The organism is Maribellus comscasis (genome assembly GCF_009762775.1).
Taxonomy (GTDB): Bacteria; Bacteroidota; Bacteroidia; order Bacteroidales; family Prolixibacteraceae; genus Draconibacterium; species Draconibacterium comscasis.
This window is the reverse complement of sequence record NZ_CP046401.1, coordinates 200,364-222,515: the sequence shown is the minus strand read 5'-3', so window position 1 is coordinate 222,515 and position 22,152 is coordinate 200,364. Positions and strand designations below refer to the sequence as shown.

The following is a 22,152-nucleotide window of genomic DNA, read 5'->3' as shown; positions in this document are numbered from 1 at the left end:
TTATGAAAACCTTTAATATATTGGTATAAATGCCCTTTTTTAAACTACAGCTGACTTATTAAAGCCGACTGTTTCTCTGTATGTTTGTGGTGAAACAGTTGCATTTTTTTTGAAAAAACGGCTAAAATAGTATTCGTCGTCATACCCCAATTCGAAGGCAATCTCTTTAACCGTTTTATTGGTTAGATACAATTCCCTTTTTGCTTCAATAATTATTCTGTCGGAAATGATTTCGGTTAGTGTTTTATTAAAATGCTTTTTTGTGATCTTAGCCAGGGCTTTCGGGCTAATGGTTAGTATTTCTGCGTAGTCGCTGGGACTATGTTTGGTTTTGTAGTATTCCTCGATGCTGTTTTTCAGGCTTTGTAACACAAAAGGTTCACTTGTTTGCGTATTTTCATTTTTATTTAGATCCGGGTACTGTGCAGCTTTATGCCGGGAGGCTGTGATAAGAAAAATTTTCAAATAAGAAACAAGCGACTCGTACTGTGCCAGTTCAGTTTGTTGTAATTCTTCCTTTATTTGGCTAACCAGAATTTGCAGTTTATTTTTTGTTTCTTCCTGAATTTTCACAAAAGGAGGATCATAAATATTATTAAATAAAACACCATGACAGGCAATTTCTTTATGGTGTTTGTGAATGCAGAAAAAGTCGGAATGAAAATGAATAACTGTGGCAGTTATCTCTTTTTCTGCCGACAACAAAAACGGTTGGTAAGGAGAAAAAGCAAGCAATAAATTTTCCTTAATGTTGTATTCACTGAAGTCTGCGCGTAATGTTCCTTCTCCCTGATGTATCCATATCAGCGAATAATAATTTAAACGCTGAATATGGTCGAAGGGGTTAGTACCGTCAACAGAATAAAGTTTAAAGGCAAGGTTCCCGGTTTGGGGGTTAATAAGCGTGTGGTTACTTTTTTGCATCATTTTTTTAGATTACTGGTGCCTGTTGATTTTGTTTATTTTCAAATCGTTGATACTGGCATAACGTTTTCTCATTAATTCGTGTTCATTAAACGCTCACATTTTGTTTCCAAACGCCCTGAACCATTTTCTGTTTTGATCATTTTCATCCATTTGAGCTTTTTGAAGAGTTGTTTCTTCATTAAATAGGGGTAATGGACGTTTGTTTTCATAATTTTGATATTAGATTGAGTAAATGAAGAGAAAGGCAGTTCTATTTGCCTTTCTCTGATTTTATTTAAGCTGCCGCAGTTTCAACTAACGACGATTTTGGAAAGTCTACTTCCACTTCAATTGCGTTATTAAAATAGTTTGTGAAAATGTTCAAAGCGGTGTGGGCAATAATTTCTGTTACCGCGGCGTCGGAATATCCCGCATTTTTAACTTCGTTAATATCATCGTTGCTAACACGACCTTTCGCGGCCACTAATTTTCTTGAAAAACGAAGTGCCGCTTCTATTTTTGGATCTGCTGATTTTCCTTCTTTTGCCAATTTCAGTGTTTTTCTGTCGATCCCCGCCAGTTTTTCACCGATAAATGAATGGGCTGCATTACAATACTCACAACCATTTGAGTTTGCTACCGAAATGGCAATCAGTTCACCCAATAAAGTGCCGAGAGTACTTTTTCCAAGTTGGTCACTAAAATTTAGGTAAGCGCCTAACACTGCGGGAGAGTTTCCCATGGTTCGCATCATGTTCGGAACCATCCCCAGCCTGGCTTCAATCCCTTCAAATAATTCTTTTGATTTTCCTGTTGTTGTTGTCGGATTTAGTGCTTCAATTCTTTGCATTTTTTACATTTTTAAATTTTGGTCAAAATTGACATTGCAAAGATTTGCAAACCTCGTATACGGAGAAATGGATGATTTTCGCTGATTAATGGACAATTTTTGAGTGATGTATTGCTTTGTTTTTCAGATTATTTCTTCATAAAGCTGTAGTTTAGTAGGAAAAAAACCATAAAATTTCAGTTTTGAACCCGTTTTCTTCCACCTCGTTTTTCTCGTTTTTCATTTGGAGCCCAGCTAACTTTGTATCAGAAAAATTAAACAAATGAAAAAAGTAGCCATACCGGTAACAAATGATCAGTTAAGCGAATTTTTCGGGACGTGTAACCACTACGAAATTTTCGAGATTGAAAAAAAGGTTTTAAGGAGTTATGTTTTGGAAATTCCTGCTGAAACCGACATTATGGAATTACCCGGCTGGCTGAAAGAAAACGGCGTTACCGATGTTATCACTTTTCGGGTGAATCGGAAAATCATATCGCTGTTTGCTTCCCGCAAAGTGAATTTGTTTGTTGGTGTTCCATTGGGAAATCCAAAGCATTTAATCGATAAATATTTGGAGGGAAGATTAGAATCGGACAAAAAAATTATAGCAGAAATAACACAAACAGAATATTAATTATTTAAAATTTAAAATCATGAAATTATTACAAACAGGTTTACATGAATTTGAAACCGCAGCAGAATTGGAAAGTTTTATCAACGAAAATGAAAATGTAATGGTATGCTGTGGTCGTATGGGACCAATGTGTTTGCCGGTTTATGATGTAATGGAAGAGCTGGAAGACGAGCGTGAAAACGTGAAATTTGCAGTAATGGCATTTGACAATCCTGAAGCAGCTGTAATTCGCAACGCTCCTGAATGTCGTGGTTTTATGGGGTTGCCGTTTACCATGTATTATAAAAATGGTGAAGTAGCTCACGCAACCAGCAGCATACAGAATATGCAGCAGGTAACCGGCATTCTTGATGAAAAATTTGGAGAATAAAATTATCATAAGGCTGTTCTGGTTCATTGGAAGGGAGTGAGGCTTTGTTGGTTTTTGATTTAGTTTAGTTGTTTTTGATGTTTTTAATTGGGTAGACGCAAAGTTTTCAGGACAGCCTTATTTAATGTTTTACACGATGGATGAAGTTTTTGATGTAATAATAGTTGGAGCAGGAGCTGCCGGTTTAACTGCCGGGATTTATGCTTCACGCGCCAAACTTTCAACGCTTATTTTAAACGAAGGTGCAGTTGGAGGACAAATGGTATTAACCGAAGAAATTGCCAATTATCCGGGCGTTCCGGCTACCAAAGGTTATATGCTCGCCAACACGATGAAACAGCAAGCCAAAAGTTTTGGCTGCAAAATAAAGTCGAATATAAAAATTACAAAATACAAGCTTGAAGGTGAAGTAAAGGAAATTGAACTGGAAGACGGGAGATCGTTTAAAGGAAAATCGGTGATTTTAACACCTGGAGGGCGACCGCGTTCTTTAAACGTTGAGGGTGAAGGCGAGTTCAAAGGAAAGGGGATTTCATATTGCGCAACCTGCGACGGCGATTTTTTTACCGGAAAGGAAGTAGTGGTAGTTGGCGGCGGAAATTCTGCTTTGGAAGAAGCGGTGGCTTTAACAACTTACGCAACAAAAGTTACCATTGTCCACCAGTTTGATCATTTTCAGGCATTTGAACACGCAGTTCAGGAAGCAAAAAAGAATCCGAAAATTGAATTTATCATGGAATCGGAACTGCGCGGATTTTATGGAAATGGTCAGTTGCAGAAAGTAGCAATTGAGCATTTGCCTAGTGGCAAAACGTCAGAACTAACTACCGACGGCACATTTATTTTTGTGGGCTATCAGCCGAATACCGAAAGTATAAAAGGCCTGGTAGATTTAAATGAACGTGGCGAAATTGTTGTCGATTCCGGAATGAAAACCAGTGTTGACGGTGTTTTTGCTGCCGGCGATTGTATTACAAAACGTTATCGGCAGGTGACTACAGCTGTGGCCGATGGAACCATCGCTGCATTAAGCGTTTCAGAATATTTAAGGAATTAATAATCAATCAAATTTTAGTTTTATAAAGAACGGTGTACTTTTGTGCGCTGAAGATTTGAAAGGAAAATAAGATATGGTAAAGCAGGAAATTAAAATAAACTGGCTGGAGAACATGGCCTTTGAAGCCGACGTGAGCGGACATAAAATTACGATAGATGCTGGTGAACAGGTCGGAGGAGAAAATCGCGGCCCCCGGCCAAAACCATTATTGATGGTTGGACTTGCAGGTTGTACTGCAATGGATGTAATTTCTATCCTGAAAAAAATGCGTATTGAACCCGAAGAATTTAATGTTCGGGTTGAAGGCGATGTTACTGAAGAACATCCCAAACAGTTTGAAAGGATGAAAGTTATTTATGAGTTCAAGGGCGAAAATTTGCCGATGGAAAAATTACAGAAGGCAGTAAGTCTTTCAGAAGAGAGATACTGCGGAGTAAGCGCAATGTATAAAAAGGCCATTGAAATGACTTCTGAAATTGTAATTCTGAATTAAAAATAAAAATATGTCGACAACATTAATCATTATCGTTGCTGTTATTGCTGCTCTGGTGGGGCTAATAACGTTTAACTATTTCCGGATGAAAAATGCAAAACCGGTAGCCAATAGTAAAAAAATTAAAGTTTTGGGGAATAAAAATTTTAAAACGGTAACCCGCAGAGGAGTAGTACTTGTTGATTTTTGGGCTCCCTGGTGCGGACCATGTAAAATTATTGCTCCGGTTTTAAACGATATTGCTGACAGCGAAGATAATGTTACGGTTGCCAAAGTAAACGTTGACCAGCAACAACCGCTGGCAAAAAAATTTAAAGTACGTAATATTCCGACTCTGGTGGTTCTAAAAGATGGAGTGGAAATGCACCGTTTTGTTGGGGTGAAAACCAAACGCGCCATTATGAAAGAAGTAAATGCACTGATGGCAAGCTGATAAAAAGAATCAATTAATCATAAAAGTATACCGTCTTTCCGTTGAGGAAAGGCGGTTTTTTTTGTTTTATTTGAAAAAGTTCCCACTTCGATTCACAAATCCCCGATGTGTAAAAGTTTAATTTAGCCGTTTCAAATGTTTGTCTATTTATTCCCGTTTTTTGTGAATTATATCTATTTTTGAGAAGTTAAAAACCACACGAAGTGATGAGCCGCCAGCAAAAAAAACTATAAAAAAACAGTGGATTATTTATCCGGTAAGTTAGGCAGGATATATGCCGAGATAAGTTTTTTTTCAATCCGTTACAAACTCAATTTCAGTTAAATAAGGCGGTGTAAAGAGGCGAGAATCCGAGTTTTTGAAGACCATTACGAAAAACCGCGCTGGATTGTTATTTTTTTCTGAACTGACTGCAAATGATAAACTTTAACAAAATATTGGAGACAAATCAGATATTGTTACGACCATTGAAACAAGGAGATTATGATATCCTGAAAAAAATAAGTGGAGATACTGGTCTATGGACTTATTTTACAAATGATTTGTCAGACCAGGATGAACTCAAAAAATGGATTGAGACAGGTGTAAAGGAAACAAAAATTAAAAAGAGGCTCGTCTTTTTAATCGTTGACAAACAGACAAATTCCATTGCCGGCTCAACCAGCATTGGAAATATTTCAGAACGGGATAAGCGGGTTGAAATTGGATGGACATGGCTTGGCCGAGAGTTTCAGGGTAAAGGTATAAATGACGCGGTTAAATATTTGCTTCTGAAATATTGTTTCGATGAACTAAATTGTGAGCGTGTTGAATTTAAGACTGATATTTTGAATAAACCAGCAAGAAACGCATTGAAGCGAATAGGTGCTGTTGAAGAAGGGGTTTTGAGAAGTCATACTTTAATGACACATAAGAGAAGGCGAGATACAATTTATTATAGTATATTGAGGCACGAATGGAAAGAAATACAAATGAAAAATAATTTTCTGGGAAAATGGGATTTAATCCCCGATAAGTCGGAGTACGAGCGGGGAATTCCTCCTCTAAAAGCAACTTATGAATTCATAAAAGGCAAGAATAATGGTTTCGATGTTTTTATAAACTGGATGGATGAGGAAGGAAAAGAGTTTGAGGTTGAATACCAAACTGTTCCGGACGGGCAGAGGAAAAAATATGAAAATCCACAGGTTGCAGACGAAGTGATGAGTGAGTTTGAATCGGAATTTATTTTGAATTCATACACATTCAAAGACGGAGAGGTGATAGCTTTTGCATCAAGAATTATTGAAAGTGAGGGGAAAATGAAAGTTATTCAACGTTTTTTCACAGCGGGAGGGAAACATTTTGATAATATTCAGTATTACCAAAAAGCTGTTTTGTAAGATTACCCCGTTAAACGGTGAAATTTTTAGGTGTGTTACGAATATCAAAAAATCTTGAAATAAAAATCAGGGAAGCTTAAATATGAAATTATGGCCAAAATTTTAAAAGCAGATCAAAGAGAATATCTGGAAAACCCAAATAAGATTGATAATTACAGGATATTTACAGATAGTTCGCGCGAAAAAAATGGTATTAACCCTGAAAATCTGAATTTTGATTTGAGAAAACTGAATCCCGATCAATATTCCGCTCCCTACCATTTTCACCGATTTGCCGAAGAACTTTTTATGATGATTTCGGGCTCAGCAACATTGAGAACTCCCGATGGAATGGAGATTGTAAACAGCGGAGATTTGATTTTTTTTGAAAAGGGAGAAGCAGGGACTCATCAATTGTATAATCATACTTCTGAGTCGTGTGTTTACTTAGACATAAGAACCTATAACGGTTATGACATAGCTGAATACCCTGATTCCGATAAAATATTACTGGCACCGTCATTCGAAATTTTTGACAAAAATGTGCAAGCGGATTATTTTGATGGAGAAAAGGGGATAAAGGATATATGGAATCACCTTCGAAATAAAAAGTAAAAAAGTCGCTGTTAATTCATTAAGTTTTTAATAAAGAGGTTCGACACTTGATTTATGTTTCTGGAATATTGTGTAATGGCTTGAAAAACAAAAATATATGCCTTGGTGAGGAATGCCGTGTTTAGTAATAGAATATCGATGAAAGTTATTTTGCTTTTAGTAACAGCAGCTTTTCTTGAAAGTTGCAATTTGAACGGGAGCACTCAAAAGGAGAAACAACCAAATATTTTAATTATTCTGGCCGACGATTTGGGATATGCTGATGTTGGTTTTCATAACAGCGACATTAGTACACCAAACATCGACAAGCTGGCGTATAGTGGAGTAAGACTTGAAAATTTTTATGCCTGCCCAATGTGTACTCCAACGCGTGCAGGATTGATGACAGGACGCTATCCGATCCGCTATGGATTGATGCGATCGGTGATACCGCCATATCGCGATTTTGGATTGGATCCGAATGAAATTATGTTGCCGGAAATGCTTGCCGAGGCTGGTTATGAGCACCGGGCTTGTATTGGCAAATGGCATTTGGGACATTTAAGAAAGAAGTGGCATCCCAACAATCAGGGCTTTACCTATTTTGCCGGTTGTTACAACGGAGCAATAGACTATTTTACAAAGGTAAGGGAAGGAGAAACTGATTGGCACAGAAATTCGCAAACCGTTCATACGGATGGATACGTAACAGATATTATTGCAGATGAGGCAGTTGGTTTTATTAACAGTGTTCCTGACGAAGAACCTTATTTTCTTTATGTACCTTTTACTGCCCCGCATTCACCTTATCAGGCGAAAGAGGAGGACATTGCCAAATATCCGCATCGCGAAGGAAAACAACGCATTTATGCGGCGATGGTGGATTGTATGGATCAGGCAATTGGCCGAATAATCGATGCTGTTGAAAAGCGCGGAGACAGAGATAATACCTTTATTTTATTTTTTAGCGACAATGGAGGTGTCAAAAATGTAGGCGATAACTCACCTATGAAAGGAAACAAATTAACTGTTTACGAAGGAGGCATTCGTGTTGTTGCCGCAGCTAACTGGCCAGCCGGCGGTGTTAGCGGGGGCAAAATTATACATACTCAAATGGGGTACATCGACATTTTTCCTACGTTAAAGGCTATTACTCAGGGTAAAACACCAAATGAAAATGAGCTTGATGGTATAAATGTTTTAGAAAGTATAAAAGGGAATGGTAAGAATGTTGAGCGCAAGTGGTTTACATATTTAGATCAAAACGTTGAAAAAAGAGAACGATTCGCGGTGAATTACAATAACTGGAAGTTGGTTCTGGAGCGCGATGCCCGGGACACAGTATCCCGACGCGGAGCGTTAAATATGATTTTTCATCTCGATTCTTTGCATATTGAAAGCAGCGATGTTAACGAAGAGAACCCAAAATTTTTAAAAGAACTTCTGCAAGCTGTTGAAGCGTTTTCAGACACAAAATCAGACCATCAGATTTCCAGATATAATGTCGGGAAATCCGGATTCACGGCTCCCAAAGATTGGATGATTGAAAAGTAAAAAATAATACTTGCAAAAGTCTGTTTATGAATATTTATAATATAAACGGGAGTTCTGTTTTCAGGCAGCAAACAGGCAACATAAAAACAACCGTTGATTTTAGTGCTCTGCCTGGTATTTATACTATTTTGCTTACTGATGAAGCAGGGCAAATTATGTTGAACCAGAAAATTGTAAAGCAATAAAAAATTAGCTCAACAGAGGGGGCTATCGGCATTTCTCCATGAAAAGGCTGATTGGAGGACAACATTGTCGGATTATTTGTTTTATTTCATCTTATCTGAAGGACTTATTCCCCAAGCCACGATTTTAAAATGGTTTTCTGGTCTTTGGAAGGATTAGTTACCTGGCTGATTTTGAATGATTTTTCCGGAGTTTTTGTTAGCTCAAGCCCGGCGTATCCCAGGTATTTTTTATAATCAAGTTCTTTTGTGGTATAGATGTATTCAAAAAACGCAGTAAGTGGACTTCCCGCGATACTTTCACATACCTGTTGAAATTCAGCTTCTGTAAAACCGCGTTTTTGCTTTTGGTAATACTCGCGGTAAACCAGTCTCATTACATCATCAAGTGATTTTTTATTTTGGCTTGCATTTCGAATTGCAAAATTGAGCAACAAACCAACTACCGGTCCTTTTTGGTAATAGGTGATTGAGTGGTCTTCTTCGCCCCAGCTGGTGCCAAAAGGGCCATCTTCCCAGGTATAATAACTCGACTGGGCTAATGATTGGAAAAATCGTCCGTTGTCGTTTTCTACAGCGTTAATCTCGTTTTCGAACCAGGAGAGAAGCGTATTTTTATCTGCCAACCCTGCATGTTTCATTAGCATATTTTGGTAGTATACTGTTAATCCCTCACTAATCCAAAGTTGATTGGTACGGTTTATTTTGTCATAATCAAATGGCCCCAATTCAAAAGGCCGGATACGTTTTACGTTATAATGGTGAAAATATTCGTGTCCGATAAACGATAAAGTACGGTTTATAGCTTCAGTCGTTCTTAACGAATTTCCGTCAAAGCTAATGGTTGTGTTGTTTAGGTGTTCAATTCCACCCTGTCCGGGACCAATGGCTATAAAAGTATATTTTTTATACGGAATATCGCCCATCAAATCAGTTGCTGCCTCAACTACTTTTTTTAATTTCTGCACAAAAGAAATTTTATCAAAGTCGCCAAGTTTATAACCAATAAAACGATGTTCAATTCCCTGAACTGTAAATGAAGGCAACTCTTCCAGGTTCCCAATTAAGATGGGGCAATCGTAAAGAATGTCAAAATCAGGAGCCGAGAATTCATTATTTTTTCCAATAATGGTTTGCAATCCTGTCGCAATATCACTCCATTCGTTTGCCGGATTTATTTTTACAGAAACCGGGCATTGTATCAAATTTTCAATATATAGGAAAGTATTTGCCGGTGCGATGTAGGCATGTTCCGCATCAACAAAACTAAGTGCTACAAAAGACCTTTCAGCTTTTATTTTATAATGAACGGAGAATGCTTTATTTTTTTGATTTGTGATATACCAACTATTTTTGTTTAGCTTTTGAATCGGAATTTTTTGACCGTTTACCGCAGTTGCATTTATTTCTGAAACGTTGTTGGCATAATCTAAAATTTGATAATAACCGGGCATCCACTTTGGCATTTTCAAAACGATAGTATCTCTATTTATGCCACTAACATAAAAATCAACTTCGTAGCTATGACTCTGAGCTTCCGGAACAGAAACCTCGAAATGCAATTCCGCTTTTGTTTTTTGCGCTACTGATAAATTTGGGGTTGCAAACCAAAAAGCGGCTGCAAAAAATATCATTATACTTATTTGTAAATTTATGTTTCTTTCTTTTGGTGATGTTAATCGATGCATTTTAAGTGTAGTTTATACTTTTACACAGGAAAAGTATATACTTTTTTCAATATTTGTGAAATAAGATTCTGATTTTTTATGCCTTTCTACTTTTCTTTCCTGTTTTTATAAAGAAATAGACAAGTGTTAAAGTCAGGTAAACCGCAGCTTGAATATACATAAATATCATCTCCGATTTTACATCGGTAAGACTGACTCCCATTGTTCGTAACCTCAGGTAGGCCGGAATTACCGTTGTGCTCGGCATTAGTTTTGAAAGCAAAACCAGCCATTGCGGAATGGAAGATGCAGGCCACGATAATCCACTTAAAAATAATGCTATTGGTGACAGAAAAACCATAAAAATAAGCGCCGACTCGCGATGTTTAAATAAAGTAGATACACCAATTCCAAGAAAAATAGTACTCAACAGAAAAGGAAACATAAGCATTAAAACATCCGGAATACTTGCTTTGTCAGGATATTTGAACCAATGATGAACCAAAATAATAGCGTAAGCAATATTTAAGAGTGAAATGAAAATATATGCACCTGTTTTTCCGGTCAGATAAGGAATAATTTCTTTTCTTCTTTTTTGTTTGAGCAGGATAAAGGGAGATGCTTTTGATTCAGAAAATGAGCCTCCCAGTAATCCGATTCCGATTAACAGCGTTTGCTGAAAAATAACGAGAATTACGCCAGGCATTACAAAACTCCCGTAACCTGATGACGGATTGTACAAAATATGTGTGTATGCCGGAAGTGGATCGCTGCTTATTTGGGCTTGCTGAAAAGATTGGCCCTCTGCCATATAATGTAATACAGAGATTCCGCCACTAAAATAAGCATTGGAATATGTGCTTGCCAAAATGGTATTCCTGTACTTAAGAAAATAGCTGGCATCGGCATAAACTGCAACGTTTGCCTGCTTGCCGGAGAGTACATTTTTTCCAAAATTTTTGGGAATCAGAATCACACCGCTTAATTTGTTTGTCATAAACAAATTTTCGGCACTGACCAAATCCAACGGTTTGTAAACAACTTCCAACTCACTTGACGCATCAATCATCGCTGTATATTTTCGACTGGCCTCAGAATGATCCTGGTCAACCACCGCTATTTTTATGTCTGTCATCACTTCATTATAATAACCAATGGAATAAATAATGGGATAAATTACCACGGCTCCAATGAGGATGAGTAAAGCTCCACTGTCGGTAAATATGGCTTTTAATTCTTTCGTAAAATGAATGGCTGTAAGTTGGAATCCCTTAATTTTATTTTGAACTGTTTGCATTGCTTAATTTTTTTGTAATGTCTGTATTCGTTTTTGCAGCTTTTTTAGCTTTTGCCCCAATATTTTGGATTTTCCAGGTAACGCTTGTAAAATGGCATGAAACAGAGAGAAACCAGCAAAAAAACAAGAATGTAACAGATGTAGGGGAGAGCTTCTTTGAGTGGTGCGCCGCGGAGCGACTGCGAAATAAATAGTTTTTCCCACCAGGTAAACGGGAAAATTGAAGCAAAGATTTGTGCAAATTCTGGCATGGCTTCCAACGGAAATGTAAGACCGGAAAAAGTGATTCCCATCATGGAATAAGCGCTGGCAATAGACAAGGCCAAACGCAGGTTTATGGTTGTTCCAACAAAAATAAGAGCCATCAGCTGATAGGTTAAAATAGTTACAAACTGCGCACCGAAGATTATCAGATAATTTCCGTTTAAAGGCATTCCATCGATCTTGTATAACAGAATATTGATAAAAAGAGCAAAAACAGAAAAGATAACCGTGTAAGGCAGGAGTTTGCCAACAATAGCCAAGCGAACACTATTTCGGCTTGTTTCCAAAAGATCTAAGCCGGTGCCTCTTTTTAATTCATTCCCCAGCGTATAGATTGAACTCAGCAACACAAATAGAAATAACATCACATACATCAGTGCAGAGTTGAGAAAATATGAATAATTGGTAAATGGATTAAAAAGGACATGTCGCTGGATATTCACCGGGACAATCCGAGCCATCGCTTCCTCTTCGTTTTTGCCTGACATCATTAATTTCTGAAGTTGTACACTACCTGAAATGGTTTTTATTGTCGTCAGAACAGAACGTTGAAGAATGCCTGCTTTTAAAACATTTGTACCATTTATGTAAACCGGAATTTCAGCCTGAACTCCCTGGAATACAGATTTTTCTGTTTCATAAGGAATAACCACTATCGCTTCAACCAAACCTTGTTTGAGCATTTCCCGGGCTTTGAAAATATCAGGTGTTTGCACCCATACATCAGCGTCGGAAGAAGCGTCGAGGGCATTTGTTATTTTTATTGATAATGTTGAATTATCACGATCAACAATTGCAACAGGCAGCTCTTTTACTACACCCTTATGGAAAATAAAAAATAGTAAGCCAATACCGATGATTGGACCTAACAATAAAAGAAAACGGTAAGCCGGATTGTGAAAAATCCGCCTTAATTCCCGTTTTGTTACGGCAAAAAGGGATTTTTTCGTTTTCATGATTTATTCACTTAAAGTTACAATGGCTGTCATCCCCGGACGCAGGCCATCGATTTTTGAAACCGGGCGGGCCTCAATTTCAAATGATTTTAAATCAAAATCGCCGGATGTTTTGGTGGCATTCCAACGGGCAAAATCACCTGTAGGACTAATATAGCTTACTTCAAATTCATATTCATTATTATTCAACCCGGGAATTTTAGCCTTAAATGTATTTCCCATATTAAATTGCGACAAATAGTCTTCGCGAATGTAAAACGTTAGCCAGATATCCTCAAGATCTAGCAGAGTAACCACCGGAAACCCCGTTGGAACCAGTTCTCCCTGTTCAACGTTTACACCGGAAACTTCACCACCTGAAATTGCGTTAACAGATGTTTCGTCAAGATAAGCCTGTACTTGTTCAATGGCAGCATCAGCTCTTTTTACAAGAGCAGCTGCTGCATCTTTGTCTTCTTCGCGTGCTCCTTTTTCTGCTTTTTGCCATATTGCTTTTGCTGCATTGGCTGTTTCCCGGGCCGCTTTCATTTTTGTCTCTGTTTCATCGCGTTTTTGGGCAGGTACTACACCTTCTTCAAACAGATTCTGAATGCGTTCATACGTTTTTTCGGCAAATTGAGCTGCAGCTTCAGCTTTTACATACGTACTGTATGCTGCAGTAATATCTTCCTGCTGGGCTCCGTTCTGTGCTTTCCGGCTTTGAGCGCTTGCCGCTGAACGAGCAGCTGTTGCTTCCGCCATTTTTGCGTTAATTTCAGGACTGTCAATGGAAAAGATAAAATCTCCTTTATTGACTTTTTGTCCTTTTTTTATCGCAATATCCAAAATTCTTCCCGGAACTTTTGATGCTATTTTCAATTGTTTGGCCTCAACTTCTCCCTGTAAAACAACAGGCTCTTTTTTCAAAACAACAATAAAAGTGTAAATAATAAAAGCTAAAACAGCTGTAACAACAAGAATGGTTGCTATCGTTTTTTTATTCATGATTTATCGATTCTTTAATTGATTAATGATTCTGTAATGGTGTTATTTCCTTTGCAAAAAGCAGTATATTGTTCCGGAACACCGGCCGTTTGAATGAGTTGTGCAAGCGTAACATCGTAATTATAAAATACTTTTAAACGAAGTGCTTTTACCTGAGCCACTTTCGTATAAGCTTCTACTACTGAAGTTGATGTTGCCAGCCCCTCTTTAAACGCTTTTTGTGTACTTTCTGCGTATTCTTGTGCCAGCTCAAGTGTACTTTCCAGTTCATTCCGTTGTTCCATTTGCATCTGCAGGGTTTCGTGAAGTTTGGTTATGTAAGCTTTTATATCGGAATATGCTTTTTGTTCGGCAAAGTTCACCTGGTTTTCCAATGTGTTACCAGCCTTTATTTTATTTTTTCTCCCCAAACCTTCAAAAACCGGCCATTTTAAGCCTACGCCAACTATCCAGTCGGGCATATAGGGCGAAAGATTTTTTTCAGCCAGATTGTAGCTTCCAATCATAGCTATAGTTGGCAAATACTCTCCTTTGTTCACCTTGTTGTTAATGTTCACCAACTCCCTTTTTCCATTAATTTTTTTAAGTTGCGGGTTTGTCTCATATGCTTTGTTTACCCAGTAGGAAATATCCTGCAATTCCTTGTTGATAAACAAGTGGCTTGCAGGCAAAATATTAAACGTCGAGTCAGGCGAAAGCGTTGCTTCCAGCCCGGAGTGAACAATTTCAATATTTCGTTTTGCTTCTTTTAGTTGTCGCTCTGCTTCATTTTTTGAGACCCTGGCATGTAAAAGTTCCACTTTGGCAATCATTCCGTTGTCAAATAATTTTTGCGCGTCAATGTAGTGTTGATCAGCTATATCCATCATTTGTTGTCTCACTTTCAATACCTGCATGCCAAGTGTAAGTCCGTAATATCGGGTGGCAAGTTCCGTAAGCAGATCTCCCTCAGTTTGTCGCAGTTCTTCTTTGCTTATGGCGAGTTCAGCATCGGCCGCATCATTGGCACCTTTTATTTTTCCCCCTGTAAACAAAGGCCACATCACATCTGCTGAAACTGTTGCAAAGTTCTTTTCCTGGATTACTTCATCCCAGTTTGCATTGCTGATTTCGTTTCCGGCCTCAAGTAATTTTTCTCTTACTGCTGCAGTGCTCTGGTCATCAGACAAAACCGGGACAACTGTGTTTGTAGCCGGGTCGGGATTGGGGACACCACTATATACACCATATGTTCCGAGAGTATTGTACAGAGGTGTAATTGCATCTTTTACGGGGGTTAAATCGAGGTGAAGCATATCTGACATGGAGACAGCTTTGGCACTCAACGAAACCCGGGGCATGTACAATCCTTTTTTTGCCTTTAATTCGTACTCTTTTTGTTTGATTTGTTGTTTCGCGCGTTGTATTCCGGGATTTTGCTCAGTCATCATTTGAAATGCTTCTTCAAAAGTGAGCATTTGATTATTTTCCTGCCCGGACAAAACGATAATACCGCAAAACACTAAAAAGAAGGTACAAATGAATTGTTTTCTCTTTTTCATTTTCCTGGCTCTTTTAAAATTTTATTTGTTAAATAAATAAGGTGGTCTTCGTCTTCTTTTCTGAAAACGACCCTTTTATTCGAGTTCTTGTAATGTTGATTTATATATTGAATGGTGTTGATTACAACAATCAGATACAAGTCGGATTGGCTAATTTCTTTGTCCAACTGTCCGGATGAGTGACCATCGTATACCAAAATATTCAGAATTTTAAATATATCGTCATGTAGTTTTTTATCGATGACAAAACTGTAATCATTCATTAGCACATAAAGAAATTTGAGTTTGTTTGGGTCGGTATTTGCCATCGTAAAAAAATGGCGAATCATATTTTCAACAATGCTTGTGAATGTAGAATCGAGACTGGTTAGCTCTTCAAATTTCTGAACAACCTCCTGGTAAACATCATGAAGCAGCGCATTTACCATTTCATATTTACCTTTGTAATGCATATAAAAATACCCGGATGCCACATTTGCATCCTTGGCAATTAACGATGCAGAGGCGCCGCCAAATCCTCGTTCCACAACCAATTTCATCGTTGATTGCTTTAGCCTTTCAATCCTGTTTTTATCTGTAATTCGTGCCATTTTATTTTTATTAATAAATGAATGTTCATTCATTATTTGTAAGCAAAAGTATAAACAAATTTTTTCCGAGAAGGAAAATTCTTTGTTATTTAAGGGTAAATTAATATTGTGTTTTTGCAATTAGATTTTATCTTAACATTCAGTTTAGATTTGAAAAAAAACAAAAATGCCTGTTTTATTTTTCAATAAAAGTTGTACTTTTGAACCAAAATAGTCGAAAAGTCGTAAGATGAAATCAGAAGTTAAAGAAAATATAATTACAGTTGCGCAGGACATTTTTATGCGTTATGGTTTTAGAAAAACTACAATGGATGAAATTGCATATGCAGCACGTAAGGGAAAAAGTTCTTTATACTACTATTTTAAAAGTAAAGAAGAGGTTTTTCAGGCTGTGGTTGAAAAAGAGACAAGTGTATTGCGCTCGGAAATTGTTGCTAAAGTAGGGGAGAGTAGTTCGGCTAAAGAAAAATTGCGCTCCTATATTTTTGTGCGCATGGAAGGATTTAAAAATTGGGGAAACTTCTATGTTGCTTTAAAAGATGAATATCTTTCAAATTATGATTTTATAGAAAAAATCAGGAGACGTTATGATGAAAGCGAAGTTAATTCAATAACTCAAATCATAAAAGATGGAATTGATAGTGGTGAGTTTAAAGGTTTAAATGCTGAATTAACAGCGAAGACAGTATTAATTGCAATGAAAGGATTAGAGGTACCCTTAATAGTTGAAAAAGATTTGGAAACAAATTTTAGAAAAGAGATCGACGCCATGTTGGAAATTTTATTTCATGGAATTTGTACCTAAAAATTTTTGCTTTTTATTCGACTAAATGACCAAAATCGTCGAAATGATTAGTTTTTAAGATATAAACAGTTAAACAATGAAACAGAAAATTAGAAAATCAGACCAGTACGAATTGAGAACGCGACTGGTTTCTTCATCAGACGAAGGATTTTCATTAGACAAATCTCAAAAAAACGGAAACAATAACAGTAAAAAGTTTTTGGTGGTAGTTGTGATATTATTGAGTTTAAGCCCAAATTTATTTGCTCAGTTTCAATGGGGAGTAAAGCTTGGAGCAAATGCTTCTACTCAATCTGATATTGGAAATATTTTTGACAATGATGGTTTGCGAACCGGCTTTAATGCGGGAATTATCGGAAGGTATGAGACAAGTAACTGGTTGGCTTTTAAATCGGGAATCGAATATAAAACGATTGGAGCTAAAACAGATGTTTTGGGCGAAGACTCGAAACTTCAAACCAACTTGAGTTATCTGGCCTTGCCGCTTAAAGCAGAGTTTTCAGCCAGCGAAAAAGCCGGTTTCAAAAATGGGCAACGTTTGTTTTTTGCCACAGGGCCGTATTGTGCTTATTTAGTAAATGCCGAGCAAAAATACCAGGGACAAACAAGCGATTTAGACAATTTAAACGATATTGATTTGGGATGGTCGTTTGAACTTGGTTTTGAATTTCCGGTGTGTAAAAGCAATGCATTGCAGCTTTCCGTAAATTATGATATGGGGTTAAGTAAAATAGCAGATAATGATGATGTTAGAAATAAATCGGCTTCAGTAAATATAGGATTTTTGTTTTGAAATGTATAAGTTGATTATTAGGTAGAAAGACAGGAGTAGGTGATTTCACTTATTCCTGTTTTCTTTTTCTAGAAGGAGTTTTGGTTGGAAAAAATCCATCTTTTTCTTTTTTGAATAAAGATGGATTTTTTTAATTTCTTCGCAGACGAAGGCAGGAGACTTTTTTACTCTTCTTCGTTTGTCATCGAATAGGGATAGCTTTCTTTCCCTGCTCCACGATTTTTATTGGGCGAGGATGCCATATTAAAGTCAAGCTCTCCGCCATTTTGTAATAATTCGTGTGTAATATAGTTTTTGTTCCATACTTCCCCGTTAAGTTTTACATCGTCAATGTAGAGGTTTTCTTTTGAGTTGTTGTCGGCGCGAATAACAAACTCATTTCCATTTTCCATCTGAAGTGTGATTTTATTAAACAAAGGAGCTCCAAAAACATACTGGTCGGTTCCCGGGCAAACCGGATAAAATCCCATTGAGCTAAAAACATACCATGCCGAAGTTTGTCCGTTGTCTTCGTCGCCACAGTAACCATCGGCCTGTGGAGTATATAATTTAGTAAGAACCTCGCGTACATGTTTTTGAGCTTTCCAGGGCTGGTTGGTATAATTGTACAGATAAATCATATGCTGAATTGGTTGATTACCGTGCGCATAATTTCCCATACCTGCAATTTGCATTTCACGTATTTCGTGTATTGGAAAGCCGTAGTAGGAATCGTCAAAAATAGGAGGAACAACAAACACTGAATCAAGCATCGCTACAAAACCGGCATCGCCGCCCATTAATTGTTTGAGTCCTTCGATATCCTGAAAAACACTCCAAGTGTAATGCCAGCTGTTTCCTTCAGTAAAGGCATCGCCCCATTTGTAAGGGCTAAATGGCGACTGGAAAACTCCGTCTTCATTTTTCCCCCGCATAAGATGATATTCCGAATCGAAAACGTTACGGAAATTCCGGGCGCGTTTTTTGAACAGGTCAATTTCTTCCTGTGGGCGCTCCAGCTCCTGAGCCAGTTTCCATATACAATAATCGGCATAAGCATATTCCAGGGTGCGTGCTGTGTTTTCGTTAATTTTTACGTCGTAAGGAATATACCCGAGTTTATTGTAATAATCAGCTCCAAACCTTCCTACTGATTTTACATCCTCCATCCAGTCTTCCGTATTTTTTACAATTGCTTCATAAAGCGTTTCAATATCATACCCTCTGATTCCTTTTAAATACGAATCGGCAATTAACGATGCAGAATTGGAACCAATCATACAATCCCTGTGACCGGGGCTTGCCCATTCCGGTAACCAACCACTTTCTTTATAAGTGTTAACCAGGCCTGCCATTATTTGTGAATTCAGCTCGGGATACATTAGCGTGAAAAACGGGAAAACCGCACGGAATGTATCCCAGAAACCGTTGTCGGTAAACATATAGCCCGGTAAAACTTTACCATTGTACGGACTATAATGTACAATTTCATTACTGGCATTAATTTCAAAAAATTTGCGCGGGAAAAGCAAGGTACGGTATAGGCTGGAGTAAAACGTCCGGCGTTGTTCATCTGTACCTCCTTCAACTTTTATTTTTGAAAGTTCTTTTTCCCAGATGGCTTCTCCTTCTGAATAGATATTGTCAAATGATTTGCTGCCAATTTCACGGCTTAAATTTAATTCTGCCTGTTCCGGGCTAATAAATGAAGAAGCTACCTTTACATGTATCTTTTCACCTTTTTGGGTTTTAAATCCAACAACTGCACCGGTGTGATCTCCTTTTGCTTCTTTTGAATTACCCAGATTTTCCTCTTTCCATGTTTTAGTGACTTCAAAATCTTTGTCGAAAACTGCAACAAAATAGTTATGAAAATTAGCTGGTACTCCGCCGTGATTATTTTGGCAGTAGCCTGTAATTTTTCGTTCTTCAGGAATGATTTTTACCGATGAACCACCGTTAAATGCATCAAGTAACAGATATGAGTTTTCATTTTCGGGGAATGTGAATTTGAATATTGCCGCACGCTCGGTTGGTGTTACTTCGGCAGTCACATCATAATCTGCCAGGTAAACTTTGTAGTAAAAAGGTTTGGCTGTTTCTGCCTTGTGTGAAAACCAGGAAGCCCGTTCGTCTTCATTCACTTTTAGCTCTCCGGTGACCGGCATAAACGAAAACGCTGCGTAATCGTTTATCCACGGACTGGGTTGATGGGTTTGTTTGATTCCTCTGATTTTGTACGCATCATAGGTGTAGCCCCAACCGTTACCCATTTCTCCGGTTTGGGGTGTCCAGAAATTCATTCCCCATGGTCGCGCAATAGCGGGGTAAGTGTTTCCGTTTGATAGCAAAAATTCGGAATCAGTTCCCATTAGCGGATTGACCAGGTCAGTTAAATTTTCATTGTCATGAGTGGCAACCGCATGCGAGCTGTCATTACCACTGTTTTCGCACCCAAACAGAAATAGTAAGGTGATAAATAATGCTGTGTATTTCATAATCCAGAAATTTCGATTTATGATTTTTTTCTTTTACGTTTTTTATTGAGAATTTTGTGCTTTACTTTTTAGTATGCACACACAAAATTTTATAAAAATATTTTTAATTCTAATAAACTTCCGATTGTGGCCGGTCTTCAGATGCAGCTCCGTATTCCTCACGCGGTTGGTTTCCCATCACAAATTTGAGTGTGCCTCCGTTTAATATATCTTTATGGGTAATAAATGTCTTTTTGTATTCCTTCCCATTTAGCACTGCCGATTGGATATAAATATTTTCAGGACTGTTATTTTCAGCAACAATGGTAAACGATTTATTTTCAGGTAAATTAATAGTTATTTCATCAAACACAGGGCTTCCAAAAACATATGTTCCGGCTGCCGGGTTTACCGGGTACATTCCCATTGACGATAAAACATACCAGGCCGACATTTGTCCACAGTCTTCATTGCCGCATAAACCATCATTTTTGTCAGTGTACATGGTACTGCAAATTTCGCGAACCAATTCAGCAGTTTTCCACTGTTGCCCTGCATAAGCATACATATAAGTTGTATGATGACTTGGTTCGTTTCCATGAGCGTATTGACCGATTAATCCGGAAATATCAGAAGATGCACCTTCTACCTGGTCTGAATCAATAGTAAAAAGGCTATCCAGTTTGTTGATAAAAGCTTCCCCGCTGCCAAAAAGCTGAATTAGCCCCTCCGGGTCCTGTGGCACCAGCCAGGTGTACTGCCAGGCATTTCCCTCGCAAAAATCGTCATTGCGGTGTTGCGACGAAATAGCGTCAAAAGGGGTTCTCCAGCTTCCATCGCCCATTTTACCACGAACAAAATGAATGTCCTTATCAAAATAATGCTGATAATATTTTGATCGTTTTGTATAAAGTTCAGCATCTTCTGTTTTTCCCATAGCATTTGCCATAGCAGCAATGCACCAATCGTCGATTGCATATTCCATCGCACGCGCAACGGATTCTACCTGTGACTCTGCCGGAATATATTCCTGCTTTTTTATGTAATCCAGTCCGCGTTCGTCGCGCATCGCAAATGCTTTCATTGCTTCCAGTGCTTTTTCAGCATCAAAGCCGCGGAATCCTTTCAAGTACGCATCGGCAATAACCGGAACCGCATGATAGCCAACCATCGTATTGGTTTCGTTACCATGAAGGTGCCAAACCGGAAGTTTGCCCTGTTGGTCGTAAATATCGAGCATTGTATTTACAAAGTCGTTAACACGGTTGGGTTGTGTCAGCGTATAAAGCGGATGAGCTGCACGATAGGTATCCCACAACGAAAAAGTTGTGTATGTGTCGTAGCCCGGATTTTTATGGACTTGTCGATCTGCCCCCCGATAGTCTCCGTTTACATCGTTAAATAACGATGGCGCAATCATGGTGTGATAGAGTGCTGTATAAAATATTTTTTTGTCTGAAAGAGTGGCTGATTCAACATTAATTTTCCCCAATTCATTATTCCACATTTTATGAGCCATTTCTTTCACAGCATCAAAATTCCATAATCCAATTTCCTCGTCGATTTCAGCAAGCATATTATTTTCGGCGCCCTCCACACTTACGGGAGAAATTCCCGTCTTTACCATCAGCTCGCCATTTCCTTCAAATTCGATAATGGCAGTCAAATCGCCTGTTTTTTCATCGGATTCAAGTATTTCAAAATTTTTTATGTCTTTTGAAAACCGGGTGTAATAAAATAACTGCTGGTCTCGTGCCCATCCACTCGAAAAACGAAAACCTTCAACAGAATTGTCATTTGCCTGTTGAATAGCCCCATTTGTTATTTTGTCCCAACCAGTTCCGTATTTCAAATCAATTATAATTTTTGAATTTCCATCCGCATTAAAATCGTATTTATGGAAACCAACCCGTTTCGTGGCTGTCAATTCGGCATCGACATCATATCGATCGATATGAAGTGAATAATACCCGGCTTTTGCTGTCTCTTTGTCGTGTGAATATTTTGATTTCCAGGGAAAAGGTGTTTCGTTTGCTTCTTCAGGATTGAAAGCCTCGGAAACAGGCATAAAAACAAGGTCGCCTAAATCACCAATCCCTGTGCCACTTAAATGTGTATGAGCAAATCCGATTAAAACTGAATCGGAATAGTGATAACCGGAACACCAGTCCCAGCCTTGTGTTTCGTTGTTTGGCCCAAGTTGAACCGCACCAAAAGGAACACTGGCTCCTACAAATACGTGACCGTGATAACCACTTCCAATCAACGGGTCTACAAATTGTGTGTAATCCGTTGATTGTTCTACCTGCTTTTCACTCCCGCAGGAAAAGAACAAAAAAAGAGATAGCAGACTAAATAGTCTGCTGTTTAATAATTTCATAAT

The 22,152-nt window shown here is 38.1% G+C and carries 22 protein-coding genes; 11 read left to right on the top strand and 11 right to left on the bottom strand.

Going from position 1 to position 22,152, the window contains the following annotated elements; translation table 11 throughout:
• Positions 1 to 39: 39 nt before the first annotated feature.
• From GM418_RS00985 to GM418_RS00975, 3 genes are all read right to left on the bottom strand, one after another.
• Complete coding sequence (locus GM418_RS00985; RefSeq protein WP_158862283.1) at positions 40 to 927, bottom strand: helix-turn-helix domain-containing protein; 888 nt, start codon at positions 925 to 927, stop codon at positions 40 to 42.
• A 71-nt stretch (positions 928 to 998) separates the two neighbouring features.
• Positions 999 to 1,136: a hypothetical protein gene (locus tag GM418_RS00980; RefSeq protein ID WP_158862281.1), complete on the bottom strand. Its 138-nt coding sequence runs from the start codon at positions 1,134 to 1,136 to the stop codon at positions 999 to 1,001.
• A gap of 65 nt (positions 1,137 to 1,201) precedes the next feature.
• Positions 1,202 to 1,756 (bottom strand): carboxymuconolactone decarboxylase family protein, encoded by a 555-nt coding sequence (locus tag GM418_RS00975; protein WP_158862279.1) that lies wholly within the window; start codon positions 1,754 to 1,756, stop codon positions 1,202 to 1,204.
• A gap of 262 nt (positions 1,757 to 2,018) precedes the next feature.
• Here GM418_RS00975 and GM418_RS00970 point away from each other — a divergent pair, with 262 nt between their 5' ends.
• From GM418_RS00970 to GM418_RS00930, 9 genes are all read left to right on the top strand, one after another.
• Positions 2,019 to 2,372, top strand: a complete 354-nt coding sequence (locus tag GM418_RS00970; RefSeq protein WP_158862277.1) for a NifB/NifX family molybdenum-iron cluster-binding protein — start codon at positions 2,019 to 2,021, stop codon at positions 2,370 to 2,372.
• A 19-nt stretch (positions 2,373 to 2,391) separates the two neighbouring features.
• Complete coding sequence (locus GM418_RS00965; protein WP_158862275.1) at positions 2,392 to 2,742, top strand: thioredoxin family protein; 351 nt, start codon at positions 2,392 to 2,394, stop codon at positions 2,740 to 2,742.
• 136 nt (positions 2,743 to 2,878) lie between these two features.
• Positions 2,879 to 3,799 (top strand): NAD(P)/FAD-dependent oxidoreductase, encoded by a 921-nt coding sequence (locus tag GM418_RS00960; RefSeq protein WP_158862273.1) that lies wholly within the window; start codon positions 2,879 to 2,881, stop codon positions 3,797 to 3,799.
• Positions 3,800 to 3,872: 73 nt separating this feature from the next.
• Positions 3,873 to 4,292: an OsmC family protein gene (locus tag GM418_RS00955; RefSeq protein ID WP_158862271.1), complete on the top strand. Its 420-nt coding sequence runs from the start codon at positions 3,873 to 3,875 to the stop codon at positions 4,290 to 4,292.
• A 10-nt stretch (positions 4,293 to 4,302) separates the two neighbouring features.
• Positions 4,303 to 4,725, top strand: a complete 423-nt coding sequence (trxA, locus tag GM418_RS00950; protein WP_217447675.1) for a thioredoxin — start codon at positions 4,303 to 4,305, stop codon at positions 4,723 to 4,725.
• 416 nt (positions 4,726 to 5,141) lie between these two features.
• Positions 5,142 to 6,107, top strand: coding sequence for a GNAT family N-acetyltransferase (locus tag GM418_RS00945; RefSeq protein ID WP_158862268.1), 966 nt, complete (start codon positions 5,142 to 5,144; stop codon positions 6,105 to 6,107).
• A 90-nt stretch (positions 6,108 to 6,197) separates the two neighbouring features.
• Positions 6,198 to 6,701 carry a cupin domain-containing protein gene (locus tag GM418_RS00940; RefSeq protein WP_158862266.1) on the top strand — a complete coding sequence of 168 codons (504 nt, stop codon included), beginning with the start codon at positions 6,198 to 6,200 and terminating at the stop codon, positions 6,699 to 6,701.
• Positions 6,702 to 6,839: 138 nt separating this feature from the next.
• A complete protein-coding gene (locus GM418_RS00935; protein WP_158862264.1) occupies positions 6,840 to 8,234 on the top strand; it encodes an arylsulfatase B in 1,395 nt (464 codons plus the stop codon).
• Positions 8,235 to 8,260: 26 nt separating this feature from the next.
• Entirely contained in the window at positions 8,261 to 8,419 is a 159-nt protein-coding gene (locus GM418_RS00930) for a T9SS type A sorting domain-containing protein (RefSeq protein ID WP_158862261.1), read from the top strand.
• Between the two features lie 104 nt (positions 8,420 to 8,523).
• Here GM418_RS00930 and GM418_RS00925 read toward each other — a convergent pair whose 3' ends face one another.
• From GM418_RS00925 to GM418_RS00900, 6 genes are all read right to left on the bottom strand, one after another.
• Positions 8,524 to 10,104 (bottom strand): M61 family metallopeptidase, encoded by a 1,581-nt coding sequence (locus GM418_RS00925; protein ID WP_158862260.1) that lies wholly within the window; start codon positions 10,102 to 10,104, stop codon positions 8,524 to 8,526.
• Positions 10,105 to 10,180: 76 nt separating this feature from the next.
• The gene (locus GM418_RS00920) at positions 10,181 to 11,380 is read right to left on the bottom strand and encodes an ABC transporter permease (protein WP_158862258.1); all 1,200 of its coding nucleotides are present in this window, start codon (positions 11,378 to 11,380) and stop codon (positions 10,181 to 10,183) included.
• Between the two features lie 44 nt (positions 11,381 to 11,424).
• Entirely contained in the window at positions 11,425 to 12,600 is a 1,176-nt protein-coding gene (locus GM418_RS00915; protein ID WP_158862256.1) for an ABC transporter permease, read from the bottom strand.
• 3 nt (positions 12,601 to 12,603) lie between these two features.
• Positions 12,604 to 13,584: an HlyD family secretion protein gene (locus tag GM418_RS00910; protein ID WP_158862254.1), complete on the bottom strand. Its 981-nt coding sequence runs from the start codon at positions 13,582 to 13,584 to the stop codon at positions 12,604 to 12,606.
• 14 nt (positions 13,585 to 13,598) lie between these two features.
• On the bottom strand, positions 13,599 to 15,125 hold the full coding sequence (locus GM418_RS00905) for a TolC family protein (protein WP_158862252.1): 1,527 nt from the start codon (positions 15,123 to 15,125) through the stop codon (positions 13,599 to 13,601).
• Positions 15,122 to 15,715, bottom strand: a complete 594-nt coding sequence (locus GM418_RS00900; RefSeq protein WP_158862250.1) for a TetR/AcrR family transcriptional regulator — start codon at positions 15,713 to 15,715, stop codon at positions 15,122 to 15,124. The genes GM418_RS00905 and GM418_RS00900 overlap by 4 nt, the downstream gene beginning before the upstream one ends.
• A 229-nt stretch (positions 15,716 to 15,944) precedes the next feature.
• Between GM418_RS00900 and GM418_RS00895 the strand changes: the two genes are divergently transcribed.
• Both GM418_RS00895 and GM418_RS00890 read left to right on the top strand, forming a co-directional pair.
• Positions 15,945 to 16,520 (top strand): TetR/AcrR family transcriptional regulator, encoded by a 576-nt coding sequence (locus tag GM418_RS00895; RefSeq protein ID WP_158862248.1) that lies wholly within the window; start codon positions 15,945 to 15,947, stop codon positions 16,518 to 16,520.
• 76 nt (positions 16,521 to 16,596) lie between these two features.
• Positions 16,597 to 17,313, top strand: coding sequence for a porin family protein (locus tag GM418_RS00890; protein ID WP_158862246.1), 717 nt, complete (start codon positions 16,597 to 16,599; stop codon positions 17,311 to 17,313).
• A 164-nt stretch (positions 17,314 to 17,477) separates the two neighbouring features.
• Here the strand turns inward: GM418_RS00890 and GM418_RS00885 are convergent, their stop codons facing one another.
• Positions 17,478 to 19,790 (bottom strand): GH92 family glycosyl hydrolase, encoded by a 2,313-nt coding sequence (locus tag GM418_RS00885; protein ID WP_158862244.1) that lies wholly within the window; start codon positions 19,788 to 19,790, stop codon positions 17,478 to 17,480.
• Positions 19,791 to 19,899: 109 nt separating this feature from the next.
• Positions 19,900 to 22,149 carry a GH92 family glycosyl hydrolase gene (locus GM418_RS00880; RefSeq protein WP_158862242.1) on the bottom strand — a complete coding sequence of 750 codons (2,250 nt, stop codon included), beginning with the start codon at positions 22,147 to 22,149 and terminating at the stop codon, positions 19,900 to 19,902.
• Positions 22,150 to 22,152: the final 3 nt, after the last annotated feature.